14 protein-coding genes are annotated in these 15,605 nt (G+C 72.4%); 4 read left to right on the top strand and 10 right to left on the bottom strand.

Translation table 11 applies throughout. From position 1 onward, the window contains the following. Positions 1 to 12 precede the first annotated feature (12 nt). On the bottom strand, positions 13 to 825 hold the full coding sequence (locus ACIBTX_RS09025; RefSeq protein WP_357128144.1) for an RNA methyltransferase: 813 nt from the start codon (positions 823 to 825) through the stop codon (positions 13 to 15). Between the two features lie 119 nt (positions 826 to 944). Here ACIBTX_RS09025 and ACIBTX_RS09020 point away from each other — a divergent pair, with 119 nt between their 5' ends. Further along, complete coding sequence (locus ACIBTX_RS09020) at positions 945 to 2,792, top strand: thiamine pyrophosphate-requiring protein (RefSeq protein ID WP_357170917.1); 1,848 nt, start codon at positions 945 to 947, stop codon at positions 2,790 to 2,792. A gap of 150 nt (positions 2,793 to 2,942) precedes the next feature. Here the strand turns inward: ACIBTX_RS09020 and ACIBTX_RS09015 are convergent, their stop codons facing one another. After that, positions 2,943 to 3,563, bottom strand: a complete 621-nt coding sequence (locus tag ACIBTX_RS09015) for a TetR/AcrR family transcriptional regulator (protein WP_357170915.1) — start codon at positions 3,561 to 3,563, stop codon at positions 2,943 to 2,945. Between the two features lie 125 nt (positions 3,564 to 3,688). Between ACIBTX_RS09015 and ACIBTX_RS09010 the strand changes: the two genes are divergently transcribed. Next, positions 3,689 to 4,051, top strand: a complete 363-nt coding sequence (locus ACIBTX_RS09010) for a DUF1330 domain-containing protein (RefSeq protein ID WP_357128135.1) — start codon at positions 3,689 to 3,691, stop codon at positions 4,049 to 4,051. Between the two features lie 142 nt (positions 4,052 to 4,193). Here ACIBTX_RS09010 and ACIBTX_RS09005 read toward each other — a convergent pair whose 3' ends face one another. The 4 genes from ACIBTX_RS09005 to ACIBTX_RS08990 form a co-directional block, all read right to left on the bottom strand. Further along, a complete protein-coding gene (locus tag ACIBTX_RS09005; protein WP_357128132.1) occupies positions 4,194 to 6,395 on the bottom strand; it encodes a transglycosylase domain-containing protein in 2,202 nt (733 codons plus the stop codon). A gap of 244 nt (positions 6,396 to 6,639) precedes the next feature. Continuing rightward, positions 6,640 to 7,410 carry a hypothetical protein gene (locus ACIBTX_RS09000; protein WP_357128129.1) on the bottom strand — a complete coding sequence of 257 codons (771 nt, stop codon included), beginning with the start codon at positions 7,408 to 7,410 and terminating at the stop codon, positions 6,640 to 6,642. Positions 7,411 to 7,660: 250 nt separating this feature from the next. Beyond that, on the bottom strand, positions 7,661 to 8,767 hold the full coding sequence (locus ACIBTX_RS08995; RefSeq protein ID WP_357128126.1) for an SPFH domain-containing protein: 1,107 nt from the start codon (positions 8,765 to 8,767) through the stop codon (positions 7,661 to 7,663). Positions 8,768 to 8,772: 5 nt separating this feature from the next. Beyond that, positions 8,773 to 9,246, bottom strand: a complete 474-nt coding sequence (locus ACIBTX_RS08990; protein ID WP_357128123.1) for an NfeD family protein — start codon at positions 9,244 to 9,246, stop codon at positions 8,773 to 8,775. Positions 9,247 to 9,344: 98 nt separating this feature from the next. On the opposite strand from ACIBTX_RS08990, the gene ACIBTX_RS08985 reads away from it, so the two are divergent. After that, positions 9,345 to 10,646 carry a serine hydrolase domain-containing protein gene (locus tag ACIBTX_RS08985; protein WP_357170909.1) on the top strand — a complete coding sequence of 434 codons (1,302 nt, stop codon included), beginning with the start codon at positions 9,345 to 9,347 and terminating at the stop codon, positions 10,644 to 10,646. 93 nt (positions 10,647 to 10,739) lie between these two features. Here the strand turns inward: ACIBTX_RS08985 and ACIBTX_RS08980 are convergent, their stop codons facing one another. After that, positions 10,740 to 11,552, bottom strand: a complete 813-nt coding sequence (locus ACIBTX_RS08980; protein ID WP_357397119.1) for a DUF3097 domain-containing protein — start codon at positions 11,550 to 11,552, stop codon at positions 10,740 to 10,742. Positions 11,553 to 11,928: 376 nt separating this feature from the next. On the opposite strand from ACIBTX_RS08980, the gene ACIBTX_RS08975 reads away from it, so the two are divergent. Then, positions 11,929 to 12,723: a hypothetical protein gene (locus ACIBTX_RS08975; RefSeq protein ID WP_355052729.1), complete on the top strand. Its 795-nt coding sequence runs from the start codon at positions 11,929 to 11,931 to the stop codon at positions 12,721 to 12,723. Between the two features lie 144 nt (positions 12,724 to 12,867). On the opposite strand, the gene ACIBTX_RS08970 is transcribed toward ACIBTX_RS08975, so the two are convergent. The 3 genes from ACIBTX_RS08970 to fabI all read right to left on the bottom strand — a co-directional run bounded on the left by ACIBTX_RS08970 (position 12,868) and on the right by fabI (position 15,586). Continuing rightward, positions 12,868 to 13,647, bottom strand: a complete 780-nt coding sequence (locus tag ACIBTX_RS08970) for an HAD-IIA family hydrolase (RefSeq protein WP_355052728.1) — start codon at positions 13,645 to 13,647, stop codon at positions 12,868 to 12,870. Then, entirely contained in the window at positions 13,640 to 14,692 is a 1,053-nt protein-coding gene (locus ACIBTX_RS08965) for a ferrochelatase (RefSeq protein WP_396832285.1), read from the bottom strand. Before ACIBTX_RS08965 ends, ACIBTX_RS08970 begins: the two co-directional genes overlap by 8 nt. Positions 14,693 to 14,818: 126 nt before the next feature. Then, positions 14,819 to 15,586, bottom strand: a complete 768-nt coding sequence (gene fabI / locus ACIBTX_RS08960) for an enoyl-ACP reductase FabI (RefSeq protein ID WP_357128110.1) — start codon at positions 15,584 to 15,586, stop codon at positions 14,819 to 14,821. Positions 15,587 to 15,605: the final 19 nt, after the last annotated feature.

Raw genomic sequence — 15,605 nt, 5'->3', positions numbered from 1 at the left:
CAAGACGCATGATCATGCAAGCGGATCGTCGCGTCCCAGTTCCCAGAACGCCACGGCCGCCGCCGCGGCGACGTTCAACGAGTCCACTCCACGCCGCATCGGCAGGACCACCCGCACGTCGCTGGCCGCCTGCGCCGCCGCCGTCAGGCCGGGCCCCTCGGCGCCCAGCAGCAGCGCCGCCCGCTCGCGCTGCGCCGGGGTCAACCGCTGCATGGGTACGGCGTCCGGCGCGGGCGTCATGGCGAGAACGGTGAACCCCGCCTCCCGTACCTCGTCGAGACCGGCCGGCCAGCGGTCGAGCTTGGCGTACGGCAGCGCGAAGACCTCCCCCATGCTCACCCGCACGCTGCGCCGGTAGAGCGGGTCGGCGCAGGACGGCGACAGCAGCACCGCGTCGATACCCAACGCGGCGGCCCCCCGGAAGATCGCGCCCAGGTTCGTGTGGTTGTTGACGTCCTCGAGGATCACCACCCGGCGCGCGCCGGCGAGCACCTCGGCCGCCGTCGGCAGCGAGCGGCGGTGGAACGACGCCAGCACCCCCCGGTGTACGTGGAAGCCGGTGGCCCGTTGCAGCACGTCCTGGGTGGCGGCGTAGACGGGCGCGTCGCCGGTGTCCAGGTCGGCGAGCTGGTCGACGCGCTTGGCGTCGACCAGGTACGACCGGGCCGGATAGCCGGCCCGCAGCGCCCGGCGCAGCACCAGCTCGCCTTCGGCGATGAACAGGCCGTGCGGAGGCTCCCAGCGGGTGCGCAGCTCGACGTCGGTGAGCGCGCGGTAGTCGGCGATCCGGTCGTCGTCAGGGTCGGTGATCTGGTGGACGGGCACCCGACGATTCTGCCGGACGGCCGGCGGCCGTCCCGACGTCCGCCCGGCGGGGGTGTTTTGTCCGGTCGAGAAGGGGAACGACCGGTGGGGTACCGGACGCCACGGGAAGGACCAGCCAGGTGAGCGCAGAGCACACGGCAGCGGCCGAAGGGGGCACCCTGCCCCGCCGTCCGACCGTCGCGGACCACATCGTCTCCCGCCTGTTCAGCTGGGGCGTACGCCGGTACTTCGGCTATCCGGGAGACGGCATCAACGGCATCACCTCCGCCCTGCAACGCACCAACGAACGCGCCCAGTTCGTCCAGGTGCGGCACGAGGAGACCGCCGGGTTCGCCGCGTCCGCGCACGTCAAATACGGCGGCGGCCCACTCGGCTGCGCGCTGGTGACCAGCGGCCCCGGCGCCATCCACCTGCTCAACGGCCTGTACGACGCCAAGCTCGACCACCAACCCGTGGTCGCCCTGCTCGGGCACACGGCGGTCACCGCCGAGGGCGGCGGCTACTACCAGGAGGTCGACCTGCTGGCCCTCTACAAGGACGTGGCGGCGGCCTTCCTGGCCCAGCTCGACCACCCCGCGCAGGTCCGCCACCTCGTCGACCGGGCGTGCCGCACGGCGCTGTCCCGTCGGACGGTGACCGCGCTGGTGCTCCCCTCCGACATCCAGGACGAGCCGGCCGTCGTGGATCCCCCGCACGCGCACGGTTACTACCACACCAGCAACGTGCCGAGCAGTACGCCGACCGTCCCGCCGACGGCCGACCTGCGCCGCGCCGCCGAGGTGCTGCGCGGCGGCGAACGGGTGGCCATGCTGGTCGGTCAGGGCGCGCTCGGGGCCGAGGCCGAGGTACGCGAGATCGCCCACCGGCTCGGCGCCGGGGTCGCCACCGCGCTGCTCGGCTTCACCGTCGTCGACCATCGCGAGCCGTGGGTGACCGGCGCGATCGGGCTGCTCGGGACCCGGCCGAGTTGGCAGCTCATGACCGGCTGCGACCGGCTGCTGATCGTGGGCAGCAACATGCCGTACTCGGAGTTCTACCCGCCGCCCGGCCAGGCCCGCGCGGTGCAGATCGACCTGGACGGCACGCAGCTCGGCCTGCGGTACCCGACCGAGGTGAACCTGACCGGCGACGCCCGCCCCACCCTGCGGGCGCTGCTGGACGAGCTGGGCCCCGGCCCCGGGCCGACCGCCTGGCGGGCGGAGATCGCCGAGGCCACCTCGGCGTGGCGACGCGCCCAGCGCGACCTGGCCGGGCAGCGCGCCGACCCGGTCAACCCGCAACTGCTGTTCAGCACCCTCAGCGACCGGCTCCCCGACGACGCGATGCTCGCCGTGGACTGCGGCACGGCGACCGCCTGGTACGCCCGGCACGTGCAGGTCCGGCCCGGGATGCTGGCCAGTCTCTCCGGCACGCTGCTGTCCATGGGCGGCGCGATGCCGTACGCGCTGAGCGCGAAGTTCGCCCACCCGGACCGGCCGCTGATCGCGATGATCGGCGACGGGGCCATGCAGATGAACGGCGTCAACGAGCTGATCACGGTGGCGAAGTACTGGCGCGGCTGGGCCGACCCACGGTTCGTGGTGCTGGTGCTCAACAACCGGGACCTGGCGTTCGTCAGCTGGGAGCAGCGCTCCTCGGAGGGGACGCCGATGTTCCCGGACAGCCAACAGCTCCCGGACATCGGCTACCACCAGTGGGCCGAGGTGCTCGGGTTGCGCGGTGAGCTGGTCGACTCGCCCGATCAGATCCCGGGCGTCTGGGATCGGGCGCTCGCCGCCGACCGTCCGGTGGTCATCAACGCGCTGGTCGACCCGGCCGAGCTGATGCTGCCGCCACACTTCACCGCCGAGCAGGCCCGCAAGACCGCGGCCGCGGTCCTGCGCGGCGACACCGACTGGGCCGGCATCATCCGCCGCGGCCTACCCGCGACGATCGCCAGCTACCGCCCCCGCCGCCGCGAACGCTGACCCACCCCCTCCCCCTCCCCCTCCCCTAGCCCTCCCCCCGCGATCTTGCACTTTCGGTGGGGACAAAGCGCCATAGGGGCGGCGAATCGGCAACCGAAAGTGCAGGATCGCCGGGGATGGTGGGTGGGACGGGGTGCGGGCGAGGCGTCGCTAGTCGCCGTCCCCGTCGCGGCTAGCGCTGACCGGGCCGGACAGGGCTTCCCGCGCGGCTTGGAGGATCTCCGCCGACAGGGGCGTCTGGCCCGTCGCACGGGCCAGCGTGAGCGCACCGACCATCGTCGCGAGATCGACAAGCGCCACCCGACGGGCGTCGGGCCCGTCTCGGCCGGGCGCATCCTCGATGTCAGTCAATCGCCTGATGGTCTCCTGGACACCCTCCGCGTACGACATGCGGAGCGGGCTGTCGGCGGGCGACCGGGCGGCGTCGGCGGCCAGCGCGGTATTGGCACATCCCGTGCCGGGTGTGTCGCGATGCTCGGGTGACAGGTAGTGCCGCAGCAGCGCGTTCCGCGCTTCCGAGCGGTCGGGGAAATCGTCGGAGAGTTGGTCCAGCAGGGCCAGGAGTTCGCCGAAGGCCGTCGCGGCGGCGATGCCCAACAACTCGTCCTTCGAGCTGAAGTGCTTGTAGAACCCGCCGTGGGTCAGCCCGGCGGCACCCATGAGGTCCTGCACGCTCATGCCCGCCGCGCCGCGTTCACGGAGCAGCCTCGACGTGGCGGCCACCACTTCCTCGCGGTGCCTCGCCGCTTCCGCACGGGACGTCCTGCCCATCGCGCCCCCCCTCTCACCAGTCGACCCCCCAACTATAGAGGACGACCCTAATCCAAAACTTGCCGCAGCTGCGCGCCTCGGTTAGATTATGGGCGTCATCCAAAATTCGAGGACTGGAGGTCCCCATGAGCACCTACCTGATCAACCACCTGCGCATCCCTGGCGGCATCCCGAACGAGGCGGGGCTGTCGTACCTGGAGCAGGTCGAGGCCACCGTGCACCCGTACGGCGGCAAGTGGCTCGCCCAGGGCGACGTGGACGTGGTCGAGGGAGCCTGGCCCGGCTCCGTCGTCCTGATGGAGTTCCCCAGCCGCGCCGACGCCGAGAAGTGGTACAACTCGCCCGAGTACCAGGCGATCCTGCCGCTTCGGATGAACAACGCGATCTCGGACATCATCCTGGTCGACAGCCTGGCCTCGGACTTCACCGTCGCCGGTTTCGCCCAGCAGGTGCGCGCAGCGATCTCGGCAGCCGCTACCAACCGCTGAGGCCGCGCCCGGTCACGTCGCCTCCCGAGGTCACCGCCAAGCTCGGCGGTGACCTCGGGCGTGACCGAGGCCAGCCAGCGGGCGTGTGGAAAGAGCACGGCGGCCCGGCCCGAGGTGAGCCAGGCCGCCGCTGGATCCGGGGTCAGCCCCGACGGTCGAGCCAGCGTTGCAGGGCCGAGAGCGGGTCCTGGTCCGGGGTGGGCTGCTGGCGTTCGGGGACGGCCGGGCGCTCCACCGGGCGGCGGGGCTCGCCGGCCAACTCCTTGCTGGGGGCGGTGAACGCCTTCTCCGGCTGGCCCTTCACGGCGGTGGCGATGACCCGCGCGACCGCGTCGATCACCTTGCTCTGCACCGCCGAACCCACCGAGTCGGCCGGGTCGTCAGGGTTGGCCGCGATGCCCGCGACGGCCACCTGCGGGGTGAAGCCGACGAACGTCTCAGTGGCGTTCTCCTCCGAGCTGCCCGTCTTACCGGCCACCGGACGGCCGTCGAGAATGTCGTTCACACCGGTGGCGGTGCCGCCGTTGCACTGCCCGTACGGCGACTGCTGGCCCACGGGGCAGCGGGCCGCGTCGGTCGCGGCGCGCGCCACGTCGGCGTCGAGGACCTTTTTGCAGGACGGCTCACCGACCGGCACCTTCGTGCCCTTCGCGTCGGTCACCGAGACCACCGGCACCGGCGTGCAGTAGGTGCCCTCGGCGGCCACCGTGGCGTACGCGTTGGCCAGGTCGAGGGGGGTGGTGGCAGCCACGCCGAGGGTGAACGATCCCCAGTTCGCCGCGTTGTTCTTGGCGAAGGCGGCGTCGGTGTCGGCGCGGAACGTGATGCCGAGCCGCTGCGCCATCTCGACCACCTTGTCCTGGCCCACCTGCTCGGCCAGCCACACGAAGTACGTGTTCACCGAACGGCCGAAGCCGTCCCACATCATCCGGTACCCGTCCATCCACGCCGGGTTGGCGTTCGCCGGGCACCACTTGCCGTCACAACTGCCCGGCCCCTCGGCCGGGTACCGGGTGGGCAGCTTGGCGGGGGCGTCGAACCCGGTGGAGAGGGTACGGCCCGACTCCAGCGCCGCGAGCATGGTGAACAGCTTGAACGTCGAGCCCGCCTGGTACCCGTCCACGCTGGCCCCACCGGAGATCAGCGGGTTGACGGTGTTGGGGTAGTTGCCCTGCCCGGCCGGGTTGTCGGCGAGGCTGTAGTGCCGGTTGACCGCCATGGCGAGCACCCGCCCCGTGCCCGGCTGGACGGCCGCGATCGGCAGGGCGCGCTTGTTGTCGTACCCGTAGACCTTGGTGGCCTGCTGCTGCGCGGTGGCCTGGATCTTCGGGTCGAGCGACGTGACGACGGTGTAGCCGCCCGCGCGCAGGGCCTGCTCGCGCTCGGCGGGGGTGGCGCCGAACGCCGGCTGGGTCAGCCACCACTGGCGCAGGTAGTCGCAGAAGTAGCCCCAGTCGTCGTGGCCCTGGGCGACGGCGGTGCAGCCGTTGGGCTGGGCGGTGGGGTGCAGAGCCAGCGGCTCGACCTTGGCCTGGGCGGCCTGCGCGGCGGTGATCGCCCCGGTGGCGACCATCGAGTCCAGCACGTACGACCGGCGGGCGAGGGCCTGGTCCTTGTCGCCGCTGATCGGGCTGTACGCGTCCGGGGACTGCACCAGACCGGCGAGCAGGGCCGACTCGGCGAGGGTCAACTGCGCCGGGGGCTTGCCGAAGTAGCGCTGGCTGGCCGCCGCGATCCCGTACGCGCCGGAGCCGAAGTAGGCGATGTTCAGGTACCGGCCGAGGATCTCGTCCTTGCCGAGGCTCTTGTCCAGCGCGCCCGCGTACCGAATCTCCTGGATCTTCCGACCGACGGTGGGGTCGGTCGCGGCGGCCCGCTCCTCGGCGGTGCGGGTGGGGTCGGTCTTGAGGACGTTACGGACGTACTGCATGGTCAGCGTCGAGCCGCCCTGCTCGGTGCCACCGCCCTTGACGTTTGCGACCAGCGCCCGGGCCAGGCCGCGCAGGTCCGCGCCACCGTGGTCGTAGAACCGCCGGTCCTCGGCCGCCACGATCGCCTGCCGCATCACCGGGGCGACGTCCGCCAACGCGACGTCCGTCCGGTTCACGTCGTAGAACGTGGTGAGCAGCGTCTTGCCGTCGTTGGCGTAGAGGTAGGAGCGCTGCGGCGTCGCCGGGGTGCGCAGCGCGTCGGGCAGCGCGGCGTACGAACTGAGCGCGGCGCGCGCGGTGAACCCGACCAGCAAGTTGCCCGGCAGCGCCGCGGCGGCCAGGACCAACCCGGCCAGCAGGCCGGTGAGCAGCACGGTGAACAGCCGCGACAGCGGCGAGCGGGGGGCGGCCATGCAACCCAGGATTGCCACAAATAACGCCAACCGACCACCCCCTGTGGCCAACCTCACCCCAACTCCCCCACCCCACCCCACCCCACCCCCGCCCACCCCCACTGCCACCCGGTGATCAAGAGGTTTGCGTCAGGTAAGGGCCGATTCTTGACGCGAACCTCTTGATCACCGAGGCGAGGCGAGGTGGGGTGGGGTGGGGTGAGGCGGGGCCGGCGCGGGTTCGGGGGGTTGGGGGTTGGGGGGGTTAGGGGGTTGGGGGGGTGGAGAGGCTGGCGTTGGCGGCGTCGTCGGCGGTTTGGCGGGGCATCAGGCGGCCGCTGCGGTAGCCGATGCCGATGCCGGCGATCAGCACGAAGATCGCGCCGAACGTCTGGAGCGACCCGATCAGGGCGCCGCCGAGGCCGAGCAGCGGCGCGGCGATGATCAGCATGACCCCGTCGCCGAGGCTGAAGGTGCCCGAGCGGGCCACCGCCCACCCGGTGAGGAACCACCCCGCGCTGTAGAAGGTCGCGCCGAGCAGCACCAGCGACCGCGCGGTGGTGCCGAAGACCGGCGTCTGCTCCTCGAACCCGGCGAACGGCAGCATCAGCACCGTGCCGGCGATGCTGACCAGCAGCCCGGCGGCGGCCACCCGCCGGCTGCGGGTCGCGGCCAGCAGGCCGGTGAGGGCCAGCAGCGCGAGCAGGCCGAGCCAGACCGCCGCCACCCAGCCGATCAGGTACACCGCCTGGCCGTCCGCCGGATACGGGTCGTTGCCCACCCCGCCGTCGCTGGCCATCGCCACCGCGCCGTAGAGGATGGCGTACGCGGGCAGCAGCCACACCGCGGCCCGCGCGAACCGGCGTACCGACCAGGCCCAACTGGCGTTCGTGGCGGGCGCGAGCGGGCTGGGCTCGCCGACGAATGGCAGTACGCCGAAGCCGCCGCCGCTGCGCCGGGAGCCCAGTGGCGCGACCGGATCGTGCGCGCCGGGTACGGGGGCCGAGGACCACATCCGATTCGCCGGATCCTTCATGCGTCACCTCGCTCGTCCACGAGCGGTGCGGGACGCGCCGGGGCGCCCCGATTGCCTGGTCACCACCCGTCCTAGGACCGATCGTGGCAGGCGTCGGAGCGCCCCATGAGCCTTTCTCGCATTTACCTCCGGCGTCCGGACCCCGGCCCGGCACCGCCCGGCCAGCCGCACCCACTCGACGCCGCCGGACGCGCTTTACCCGGCGCTCGGTGCCGCGCGGCGGCCCGCACCGCGCGGCCCGGGTGCCGGGTCAGCCGCGCTCGCGCTGGTCCGTCGGGTCGTTGACCAGACTGTCCGGGGTGACCGGCTCCGGCGCGGGCAGGCCCTGCGGCTTGTTGCCGCCGGTGGCCTGCGCCTCGGCGACGCGTACCTCGTCGTGGATCTGCTGGGCGGCGGCGGCAGCAGCCTGCGCCGCCGCCGCGGCCTCGCGCTCGACCTGGCTCGCGTGGTCGGCGGCCTCCGGCGCGGGCACGTCACCCACCATCTGGCTCAGCCCACCGAGCGCGCCACCCATGCCCTCCAGCGCCTTGGTCAGCTCGGCCGGCACGATCCAGACCTTGTTGGCGCTGCCCTGTGCGATCTGCGGCAGCGCCTGCAGGTACTGGTAGGCGAGGACCTTCTGGCTCGGGTTCGCCTGGTGGATCGCGTCGAACACCGTCCGGATCGCCTTCGCCTGGCCCTCGGCCTGCAGGATCCGGGCCTGCCGGTCACCGTCGGCCCGCAGCACCGCGGACTGCTTCTCGCCCTCGGCGGTGAGGATCTGCGACTGCTTGTGCCCCTCGGCGGTGAGGATCGCGGCGCGGCGGTCCCGCTCGGCGCGCATCTGCTTCTCCATCGAGTCGCGGATGCTGGCCGGCGGCTCGATCGCCTTGATCTCGACCCGGGTCACCTTGATGCCCCAGCGGCCGGTCGTCTCGTCCAGCACCCCGGAGAGGTGCCGGTTGATCTCGTCGCGGCTGGTCAGCGCCCGCTCCAGATCGAGCGAGCCGATCACGTTGCGCAGCGTGGTCACCGTCAACTGCTCGATCGCCTGGAGGAAGCTGGAGATCTCGTACGTCGCCCGGACCGGGTCGACCACCTTGAAGTAGAGGACCGTGTCGATCGAGACCACCAGGTTGTCCGAGGTGATCACCGGCTGCGGCGGGAAGCTGACCACCTGCTCGCGCATGTCGACCTTGGTACGGACCGCGTCGATGAACGGCACCAGCAGGTTGAGACCGGGGCTGAGGGTGCGCTTGTACTTGCCGAGCCGTTCCACCACGTCATGGCGCTGCTGCGGCACGATCCGCACCGCCTTGGCCAGCGTTATCACGGCGATCAGCGCCACCGCGATCACCAGCACCCCGAATATCGTCATCCCGTTCACCCTCTCGCTTCCGGCAGCTCGCCGGCGGAAGAAACGTCGTCCTGCCACACCAGGGCGGTCGCGCCCCGGACCTTTATCACCCGAACCCGTTGACCGGGCTCGAAAGTCTGCGTCGTGTCGTACGCCCGGGCCGTCCACAACTCACCGTCGATCTTGACGAGCCCGTGGTCGGCGTCCACCCGCTCCAGCACCAGCGCCGTGGAGCCCTCGATGGCCTCCACGCCGAACGGCTGTTCGCCGCTCTCCAGCGCCGACCGGCCGTGCCGCTTGATCACCGGTCGGACCACGACCAGGCTCAGCGCGGACACCACCGCGAAGACCAGCGCCTGCACGGCGACCGGCGCGCCCAGGGCCGCAGCGCCCGCGGCGGCGAACGCCCCGGCCCCGAACATGATCAGAAACAGGGTCGTCGTGAAGATCTCGGCGACCGCCAGCACCACACCCAGAACGATCCACACCACCGCGTCCACACCACGATCGTGACACGCAAATGCTCGCGCGGCTCCCCCGCGAAGATCAGTAGGCTCGGCGAGGCCCATCCAGCGGCGGCCCGACCCGAGGAGATGCGTTGACCCTGCTACCCGAGACCGCCCGACAGATCGACGCGCGGGTCGCCCAGGCGCAGGCCGACGGCCACGTCCCGTCCCTGGTGCTGGGCGTGGTCCGCGACGGCGCGCTGGCGCACCTGGCCGTCGCCGGCGAGCACCCCCGCCCGGACGTCGACCTGCAGTACCGGGTGGGCTCGATCAGCAAGACGATGACCGCCACCCTGATCATGCAGTTGCGCGACGCCGGCCGACTGGCTCTCGACGACCGGCTGGAGCAGCACCTGCCGGGCACCGGCCTCGGCGCGCTCACCCTGCGCCAACTCCTCGGGCACGCCAGCGGGATCCAGCGCGAACCCGAGGGCGACTGGTGGGAGCGCAACGAAGGCGTCGACCTACCGACCCTGCTCGCCGGGGTCACCGCCGACAAGATCGCTTACTCCCCGCACAGCACGTACCACTACTCCAACCTGGCGTACGGGCTGCTCGGCGGGGTGCTCGAACGACTCACCGGGACGCCCTGGGCAGACCTGCTCGACCAGCGGATCCTCACCCCGCTGGGCCTGCGCCGCACCACCTACGCGGCCACCGAGCCGTACGCCCGCGGTTACGTCGTCCACCCCTGGCACCACACGTTGCGCGAGGAGCCGCGCACCGACACCGGCGCGATGGCCCCGGCCGGGCAGCTCTGGTCGACGATCGAGGACCTGGGCCGCTGGGCCGCGTTCCTGGCCGACCCCGACCCGTCGGTGCTGGCCGCCGAGACGCTGACCGAGATGTGCGCCCCCGTGGTGATCAGCGACCTCGACTCCTGGACCGGCGGGCACGGCCTGGGGCTGGAGCTCTACCGCGACGGCGAGCGCGTGTACGTCGGGCACGGCGGCTCGATGCCCGGGTACGTGGCCGCCCTCGTGGTGCACCGGCCCAGTCGTACCGCCGTGATCGGCTTCGCCAACTCGTACGGCTTCCCGATCACCACACTCGGCCGTCGGCTGTTGACCACCGTGCTGGATGCCGAACCGGCGCTCAGCCAGCCATGGCGGCCCGCCACCACCGCGCCCGCTGCCGACGTGGCCGAGCTGACCGGTCGCTGGTGGTGGATGGGCACCTCGCTGGACCTGAGCTGGGATGCGGGTGAGCTGGTGGCTCACGTACGCGGCGAGCGGGTGAGCCGGTTCACCGCCGAGGGGACGGACCGCTGGCGGGGACGGTCCGGTCCGGAGAACGGCGAGATCCTGTCGGTGCTGCGCGACGACGACGGACGGGCGACGGCGATCGACATCGCCACATTCGTCTTCACGCGCAGCCCGGACGAGGCCCCCTGACCCGCCGTCCGACCTTGGGCGCCCGGCCTCGAGCGCCCGGCCTCGAGCGCCCGGCCTCGAGCGCCCGGTCGGCGGTCACGGCGGAGCAGGCGGTCAGGCCGGCTCGGTGACGAAGTCGATCAGGCGCTCCATGGCGTTGATCAACGGAGTCTCGACGTCGGCGAAGCTGTTCACCCGGGACAGGATGTGCCGCCACATGTCGGCCGGCTCTGCCACCCCGAGAGCCGCGCAAACGCCCTCCTTCCACGGCCGCCCCGGGGGCACCACCGGCCAGGCCGCGATGCCCAGCGCCGCCGGCTTCACCGCCTGCCACACGTCAACGTACGGATGCCCGGTCACCAGCACGTACGGCGAGGTCACCCGGGCCACGATGCGGCTCTCCTTGCTGCCCGGCACCAGGTGGTCGACGAGCACGCCCAGTCGTCGGGTCGGACCGGGGGCGAAGTCCCGCACCGCCGCGTCCAGGTCGTCGATACCGTCCAGCGGCTCCACGACCACACCCTCGACGCGCAGGTCGTCGCCCCAGATGCGCTCGACCAGCGCGGCGTCGTGGATGCCCTCGACCCAGATCCGGCTGGCCTTGGCGACCTGGGCGCGGACGTTGTCCACCGCCACCGAACCGGACGCGGTCCGCCGGCGGGCCGCCGGCACCACAGCGCGGGTCGGGCGGCGCAGCGTCACCGGGCGGCCGTCGAGCAGGAACGCCGCCGGCAGCAGCGGGAAGTTACGCCGTTTACCGTGCCGGTCCTCCAACACCACCGCGCCGGCCTCGAAACCCACCACCGCGCCGCAGAAGCCGGAGTCGGCGTCCTCCACCACGAGATCCGCTTCGGCGTCCACCTCGGGGGTGACCTTCCGTCGCCGCCAGTCCCCCGCCAGCACGTCCTCGCCGTATCGCCCCGCCATGGAGATCACGCTAACCCGCCCTCCCCCCACCCCCTCCCCCCGACACACCGCCAAGCCCCGTTCCCACCCCGCCCCGCCCCAACCCGCCCCGCCCCACCCGCCGCGCCCCCGCCGCGCCGCGCCCCGCCCCGCCCCGCCCCGCCCCGCCCCGCCCCGCCGATCATGGAGTTGTGGTGGCGCACGAAGCCCTATCAACCGTCAGCAATCAGGCACCGCAACTCCATGATCGACGGGATCGGGGGTGGGTTGGGGGGCGGGGTGGGGGTGGGTTGGGGCAGGGCGGTAGTGGACGGGGCGAAGGGGGCAGTTCGGGGCAGGCAGGGCGGCCGGAGCGGCAGCCGAGACAGGGCCACCGATCACCACGTACCCTTTCGGCATGTCCACCCCCGCAACGGGCGCGGCCACGCTTGCGCCGCGCCGGTCGAGCCGGTTCGTTGCCTGGGTGCGCGCGTGGCGCGCCGGGTTGGTGCCGTACGACGAGGTCGCCGACGCGATCGCCGGTGACGAGGAGCATCTCGTCGCGGACGCCCCGGGCACCTGGACCGACGTGCCGCTGGGTGCCGCGCTGCCCACCCTGGCCAAGCTGTCGCCCGACGAGATCCGGCTGGTGCTGCCCGCGCCGGGCGACCCGAGGGGTCTGCCCGGCCCCGGCGACTTCGCCGGAGCGGCGCTGGTGGCGGGCGAGGCGGTGGTGGCCGGTGGGCTGGGCCTGATCCCGCAGGTGCGCAGCCACACCTCCGGCTCCGGGGACTGTTTCGAGACGGTGTTGTGGCGGGTCTACCCGCTGCCGGCCGACGCGCCGGCCGCCTCGCTGTCGCTGCCCGGGGCCGCCGAGGCCGAGGCCGAGTTGGCCGCCGCGCTGGCCGAGACGACCGCCGTGCTGACCCGGCTCGACGTGGCCCAGTGGCGGCCCGAGCTGGCCGGCGCGCTGGCCGCGCTGCGCCGCCCGGACGGCACCACCGACCTGCCACCGGGATTCGACCCGCGGGCCCGTCGGCTGTTCGCCCGGGCTGCGGTGCTCGACCGGGTGCTGGCGTTGGCCGGGCACGCCGCCCCGGGCGGCGCGATCAACAACTACGAGGCCCAGCAGCGCGACGCCGCGCTCCGCCCGCTCACCGCAGCCTGCCGCCAAGCCCTGGTGGCCGCCTGCAACGCCCCCCTACGCCCGTAACGCCCCCGCGCGCCACGCCCCAGCGCCGCGCCGCGCCGACTCACTACGTCGATCTTGCACTTTCTGCTGCGACCTAAAGGGCGTCACGCCCCATATCGGCGACGGTAAGTGCAAGATCGACGAGAGCGGGGCGCGCGGGCGGGGTCACACCTCGTCGATCAGGTCCGCGACCGAGTTGACGATGCGGGACGGGCGGTACGGGTAGCGCTCGGCCTCGGTACGGCTGCTGATGCCGGTGAGCACCAGGATGGTCTCCAGCCCGGCCTCCAGGCCGCAGAGGACGTCGGTGTCCATCCGGTCGCCGATCATCGCGGTGGTCTCCGAGTGCGCGTTGATCGTGTTCAGCGCCGATCGCATCATCATCGGGTTGGGCTTGCCGACGAAGTACGGCTCCACCCCCGTCGCCTTGGAGATCATGGCGGCGACCGAGCCGGCGGCCGGCAAGGCCCCCTCGACGGACGGGCCGGTCACGTCCGGGTTGGTGCAGATGAACCGGGCCCCGTCGTTGATCAGCCGGATCGCCTTGGTGATCGCCTCGAAGCTGTAGGTGCGGGTCTCACCGAGCACCACGTAGTCCGGGGCGAAGTCGGTGAGCACGTACCCGACGGCGTGCAGCGCGGTGGTCAACCCGGCCTCGCCGATGACGTACGCGGTGCCGCCCGGCCGCTGGTCGGCGAGGAACTGGCCGGTGGCCAGCGCTGAGGACCAGATCGACTCCTCCGGCACGTCCAGCCCCATCCGGCTCAACCGGGCCGTCAGGTCCCGCGGCGTGTAGATCGAGTTGTTGGTCAGCACCAGGAACGGCTTGCCGGAGGCGCGCAGCCGGTTGACGAACTCCGGCGCTCCGGGCACCGGCTGGCCCTCGTGCACCAGCACGCCGTCCATGTCGGTGAGCCAGCTCTGCACGGGCTTGCGGTCATGCATCGGGGCCCCCAGCAGGCGTCGGTCGGCGGGTCGGTACACAGCAGACGGTGGGACAGGTGTCCCACCTGGGCAGGTCCCCGAGGCGCCGGCGCAGCTGCGCGCCGTCCGGATCGGTGCGCTCGGTGACCAACTCCCGGACCATGGTCACGAAGCGCGGGTCGGTGCCCGGGGTGCCGGCCCGGACGAAGTCGAGGCCGAGCTGCTTGGCGGTCTCCAGGGCCTCGGTGTCCAGGTCCCACACGACTTCCAGATGGTCCGAGACGAACCCGATCGGGCTGACCACCACGCCGGTGACACCGCCCTCGGCGAGCGCGTTGAGGTGGTCGTTGATGTCGGGTTCCAGCCACGGCACGTGCGGTGGGCCGGACCGGCTCTGCCACACCAGGTCGTACGCCAGGTCGGGGGCGGCGGCCGCGGCCACCAGGCGGGCGGTCTCGCGTAGCTGCGCCTCGTAGCGGCCGCCGTGCGGGCCGGCGTTGGCCGCCATCGAGGTGGGGATGGAGTGGGCGGTGAACACCAGTCGGGTGGTGACCCGCTTCGCGGGGTCGAGCTGGGCGAGGGCGGCCCGGACCGCGTCGACGTGGGGCTCGACGAACCCGGGGTGGTCCCAGAACTGCCGCAGCTTCTCGATCACCGGCGCGTCGGGCCCGACGGCGGCGCGGGCGGCGGCGATGTCCTCCTGGTACTGCCGGCAGGACGAGTAGCCGCCGTACGCGCTGGTGACGAAGGCCAGCGCGCGGGTCACGCCGTCGTCGCGCATCTGGCTGACGGTGTCGGCGAGCATCGGGTCCCAGTTGCGGTTGCCCCAGTAGACGGGCAGGTCGACACCGTGCGCGGCGAAGTCGGCGCGGACGGCGGCGAGCAGGTCACGGCACTGCTGGTTGATCGGGGACACCCCGCCAAAGTGCTGGTAGTGCTCGGCGACCTCGGCCAGCCGCTCGGGTGGCACCCCCCGGCCTCGGGTCACGTTCTGTAGGAACGGCATCACGTCCTCGGGCCGTTCGGGCCCGCCGAAGGACACCAGCACCACCGCGTCGTACGCCATGGGGGTCATTCTTGTCCCTCGCCCAGGACGGCCCGGCGACGCCCCCTGCCGGCGGGTGCGGGCGCCGTGTTAGGAAGGGCCCCCTGCTCTACGGCAAGCGTTAACAGGGTGCCCTTCCTTACAACGTCAGGAACCCATGGCGTGGTAGCCGCCGTCGACGTGCACGATCTCGCCCGTGGTGGCCGGGAACCAGTCGGAGAGCAGCGCCAGGCAGGCCCGCGCGGCGGGCTCCTGGTCGTTGAGGTCCCAGCCGAGCGGGGCACGCTCGACCCAGGCGTCCTCGAACTGGTCGAAGCCGGGGATCGACTTGGCGGCGATGGTACGCAGCGGCCCGGCGGCGACCAGGTTGCTGCGGATGCCCTGCTTGCCCAGGTGCAGGGCCAGGTAGCGGGAGGCGGACTCCAGGCCGGCCTTGGCGACGCCCATCCAGTCGTAGACCGGCCACGCCTTGGTGGCGTCGAAGGTCAGACCGACCACCGCGCCGCCGGCCGACATCAGCGGCAGCGCCGCCATCGCGAGGGACTTGTACGAGTAGGTCGACACGTGCAGGGCGGTCGCCACGTCCTCCCACGGCGCGTCGAGGAAGCCACCGCCGAGGCAGCTCTGCGGGGCGAAGCCGATCGAGTGCACCACACCGTCGAGCCCGTCGACGTGCTCGCGGACCCGGTCGGCGAGGCTGGCCAGGTGCTCGGCGTTGGTCACGTCGACCTCGATCACCGGCGCGGGCTCGGGCAGCCGCTTGGCGATCCGCTCGACCAGGGAGAGCCGGCCGAAGCCGGTGAGCACGACCTGAGCGCCGTTCTCCTGGGCGAGTTTCGCCACCGAGAAGGCGATCGAGGCGTCGGTGATGACACCGGTGACGAGCAGCCGCTTACCGGCGAGCAGTCCGGACATGCAGGGTTTCCTCCGTAGT

The sequence above is a fragment of the Micromonospora sp. NPDC049359 genome (genome assembly GCF_044466585.1).
Lineage (GTDB): Bacteria > Actinomycetota > Actinomycetes > Mycobacteriales > Micromonosporaceae > Micromonospora.
The sequence above is the reverse complement of the archived record's forward strand: the minus strand, read 5'-3'. Positions and strand labels throughout refer to the sequence as shown.

Bases quoted from the DNA above. Each gene is read 5' to 3' on its own strand.
- ACIBTX_RS09010 (WP_357128135.1), top strand. From the start codon at position 3,689: ATGAGCACCTACCTGATCAACCACCTGCGCATCCCTGGCGGCATCCCG.
- ACIBTX_RS09000 (WP_357128129.1), bottom strand. From the start codon at position 7,410: ATGAAGGATCCGGCGAATCGGATGTGGTCCTCGGCCCCCGTACCCGGC.
- ACIBTX_RS08975 (WP_355052729.1), top strand. From the start codon at position 11,929: ATGTCCACCCCCGCAACGGGCGCGGCCACGCTTGCGCCGCGCCGGTCG.
- ACIBTX_RS08980 (WP_357397119.1), bottom strand. From the start codon at position 11,552: ATGGCGGGGCGATACGGCGAGGACGTGCTGGCGGGGGACTGGCGGCGA.
- ACIBTX_RS09015 (WP_357170915.1), bottom strand. From the start codon at position 3,563: ATGGGCAGGACGTCCCGTGCGGAAGCGGCGAGGCACCGCGAGGAAGTG.
- ACIBTX_RS09005 (WP_357128132.1), bottom strand. From the start codon at position 6,395: ATGGCCGCCCCCCGCTCGCCGCTGTCGCGGCTGTTCACCGTGCTGCTC.
- ACIBTX_RS08995 (WP_357128126.1), bottom strand. From the start codon at position 8,767: ATGACGATATTCGGGGTGCTGGTGATCGCGGTGGCGCTGATCGCCGTG.
- ACIBTX_RS08970 (WP_355052728.1), bottom strand. From the start codon at position 13,647: ATGCATGACCGCAAGCCCGTGCAGAGCTGGCTCACCGACATGGACGGC.
- fabI (WP_357128110.1), bottom strand. From the start codon at position 15,586: ATGTCCGGACTGCTCGCCGGTAAGCGGCTGCTCGTCACCGGTGTCATC.
- ACIBTX_RS08965 (WP_396832285.1), bottom strand. From the start codon at position 14,692: ATGGCGTACGACGCGGTGGTGCTGGTGTCCTTCGGCGGGCCCGAACGG.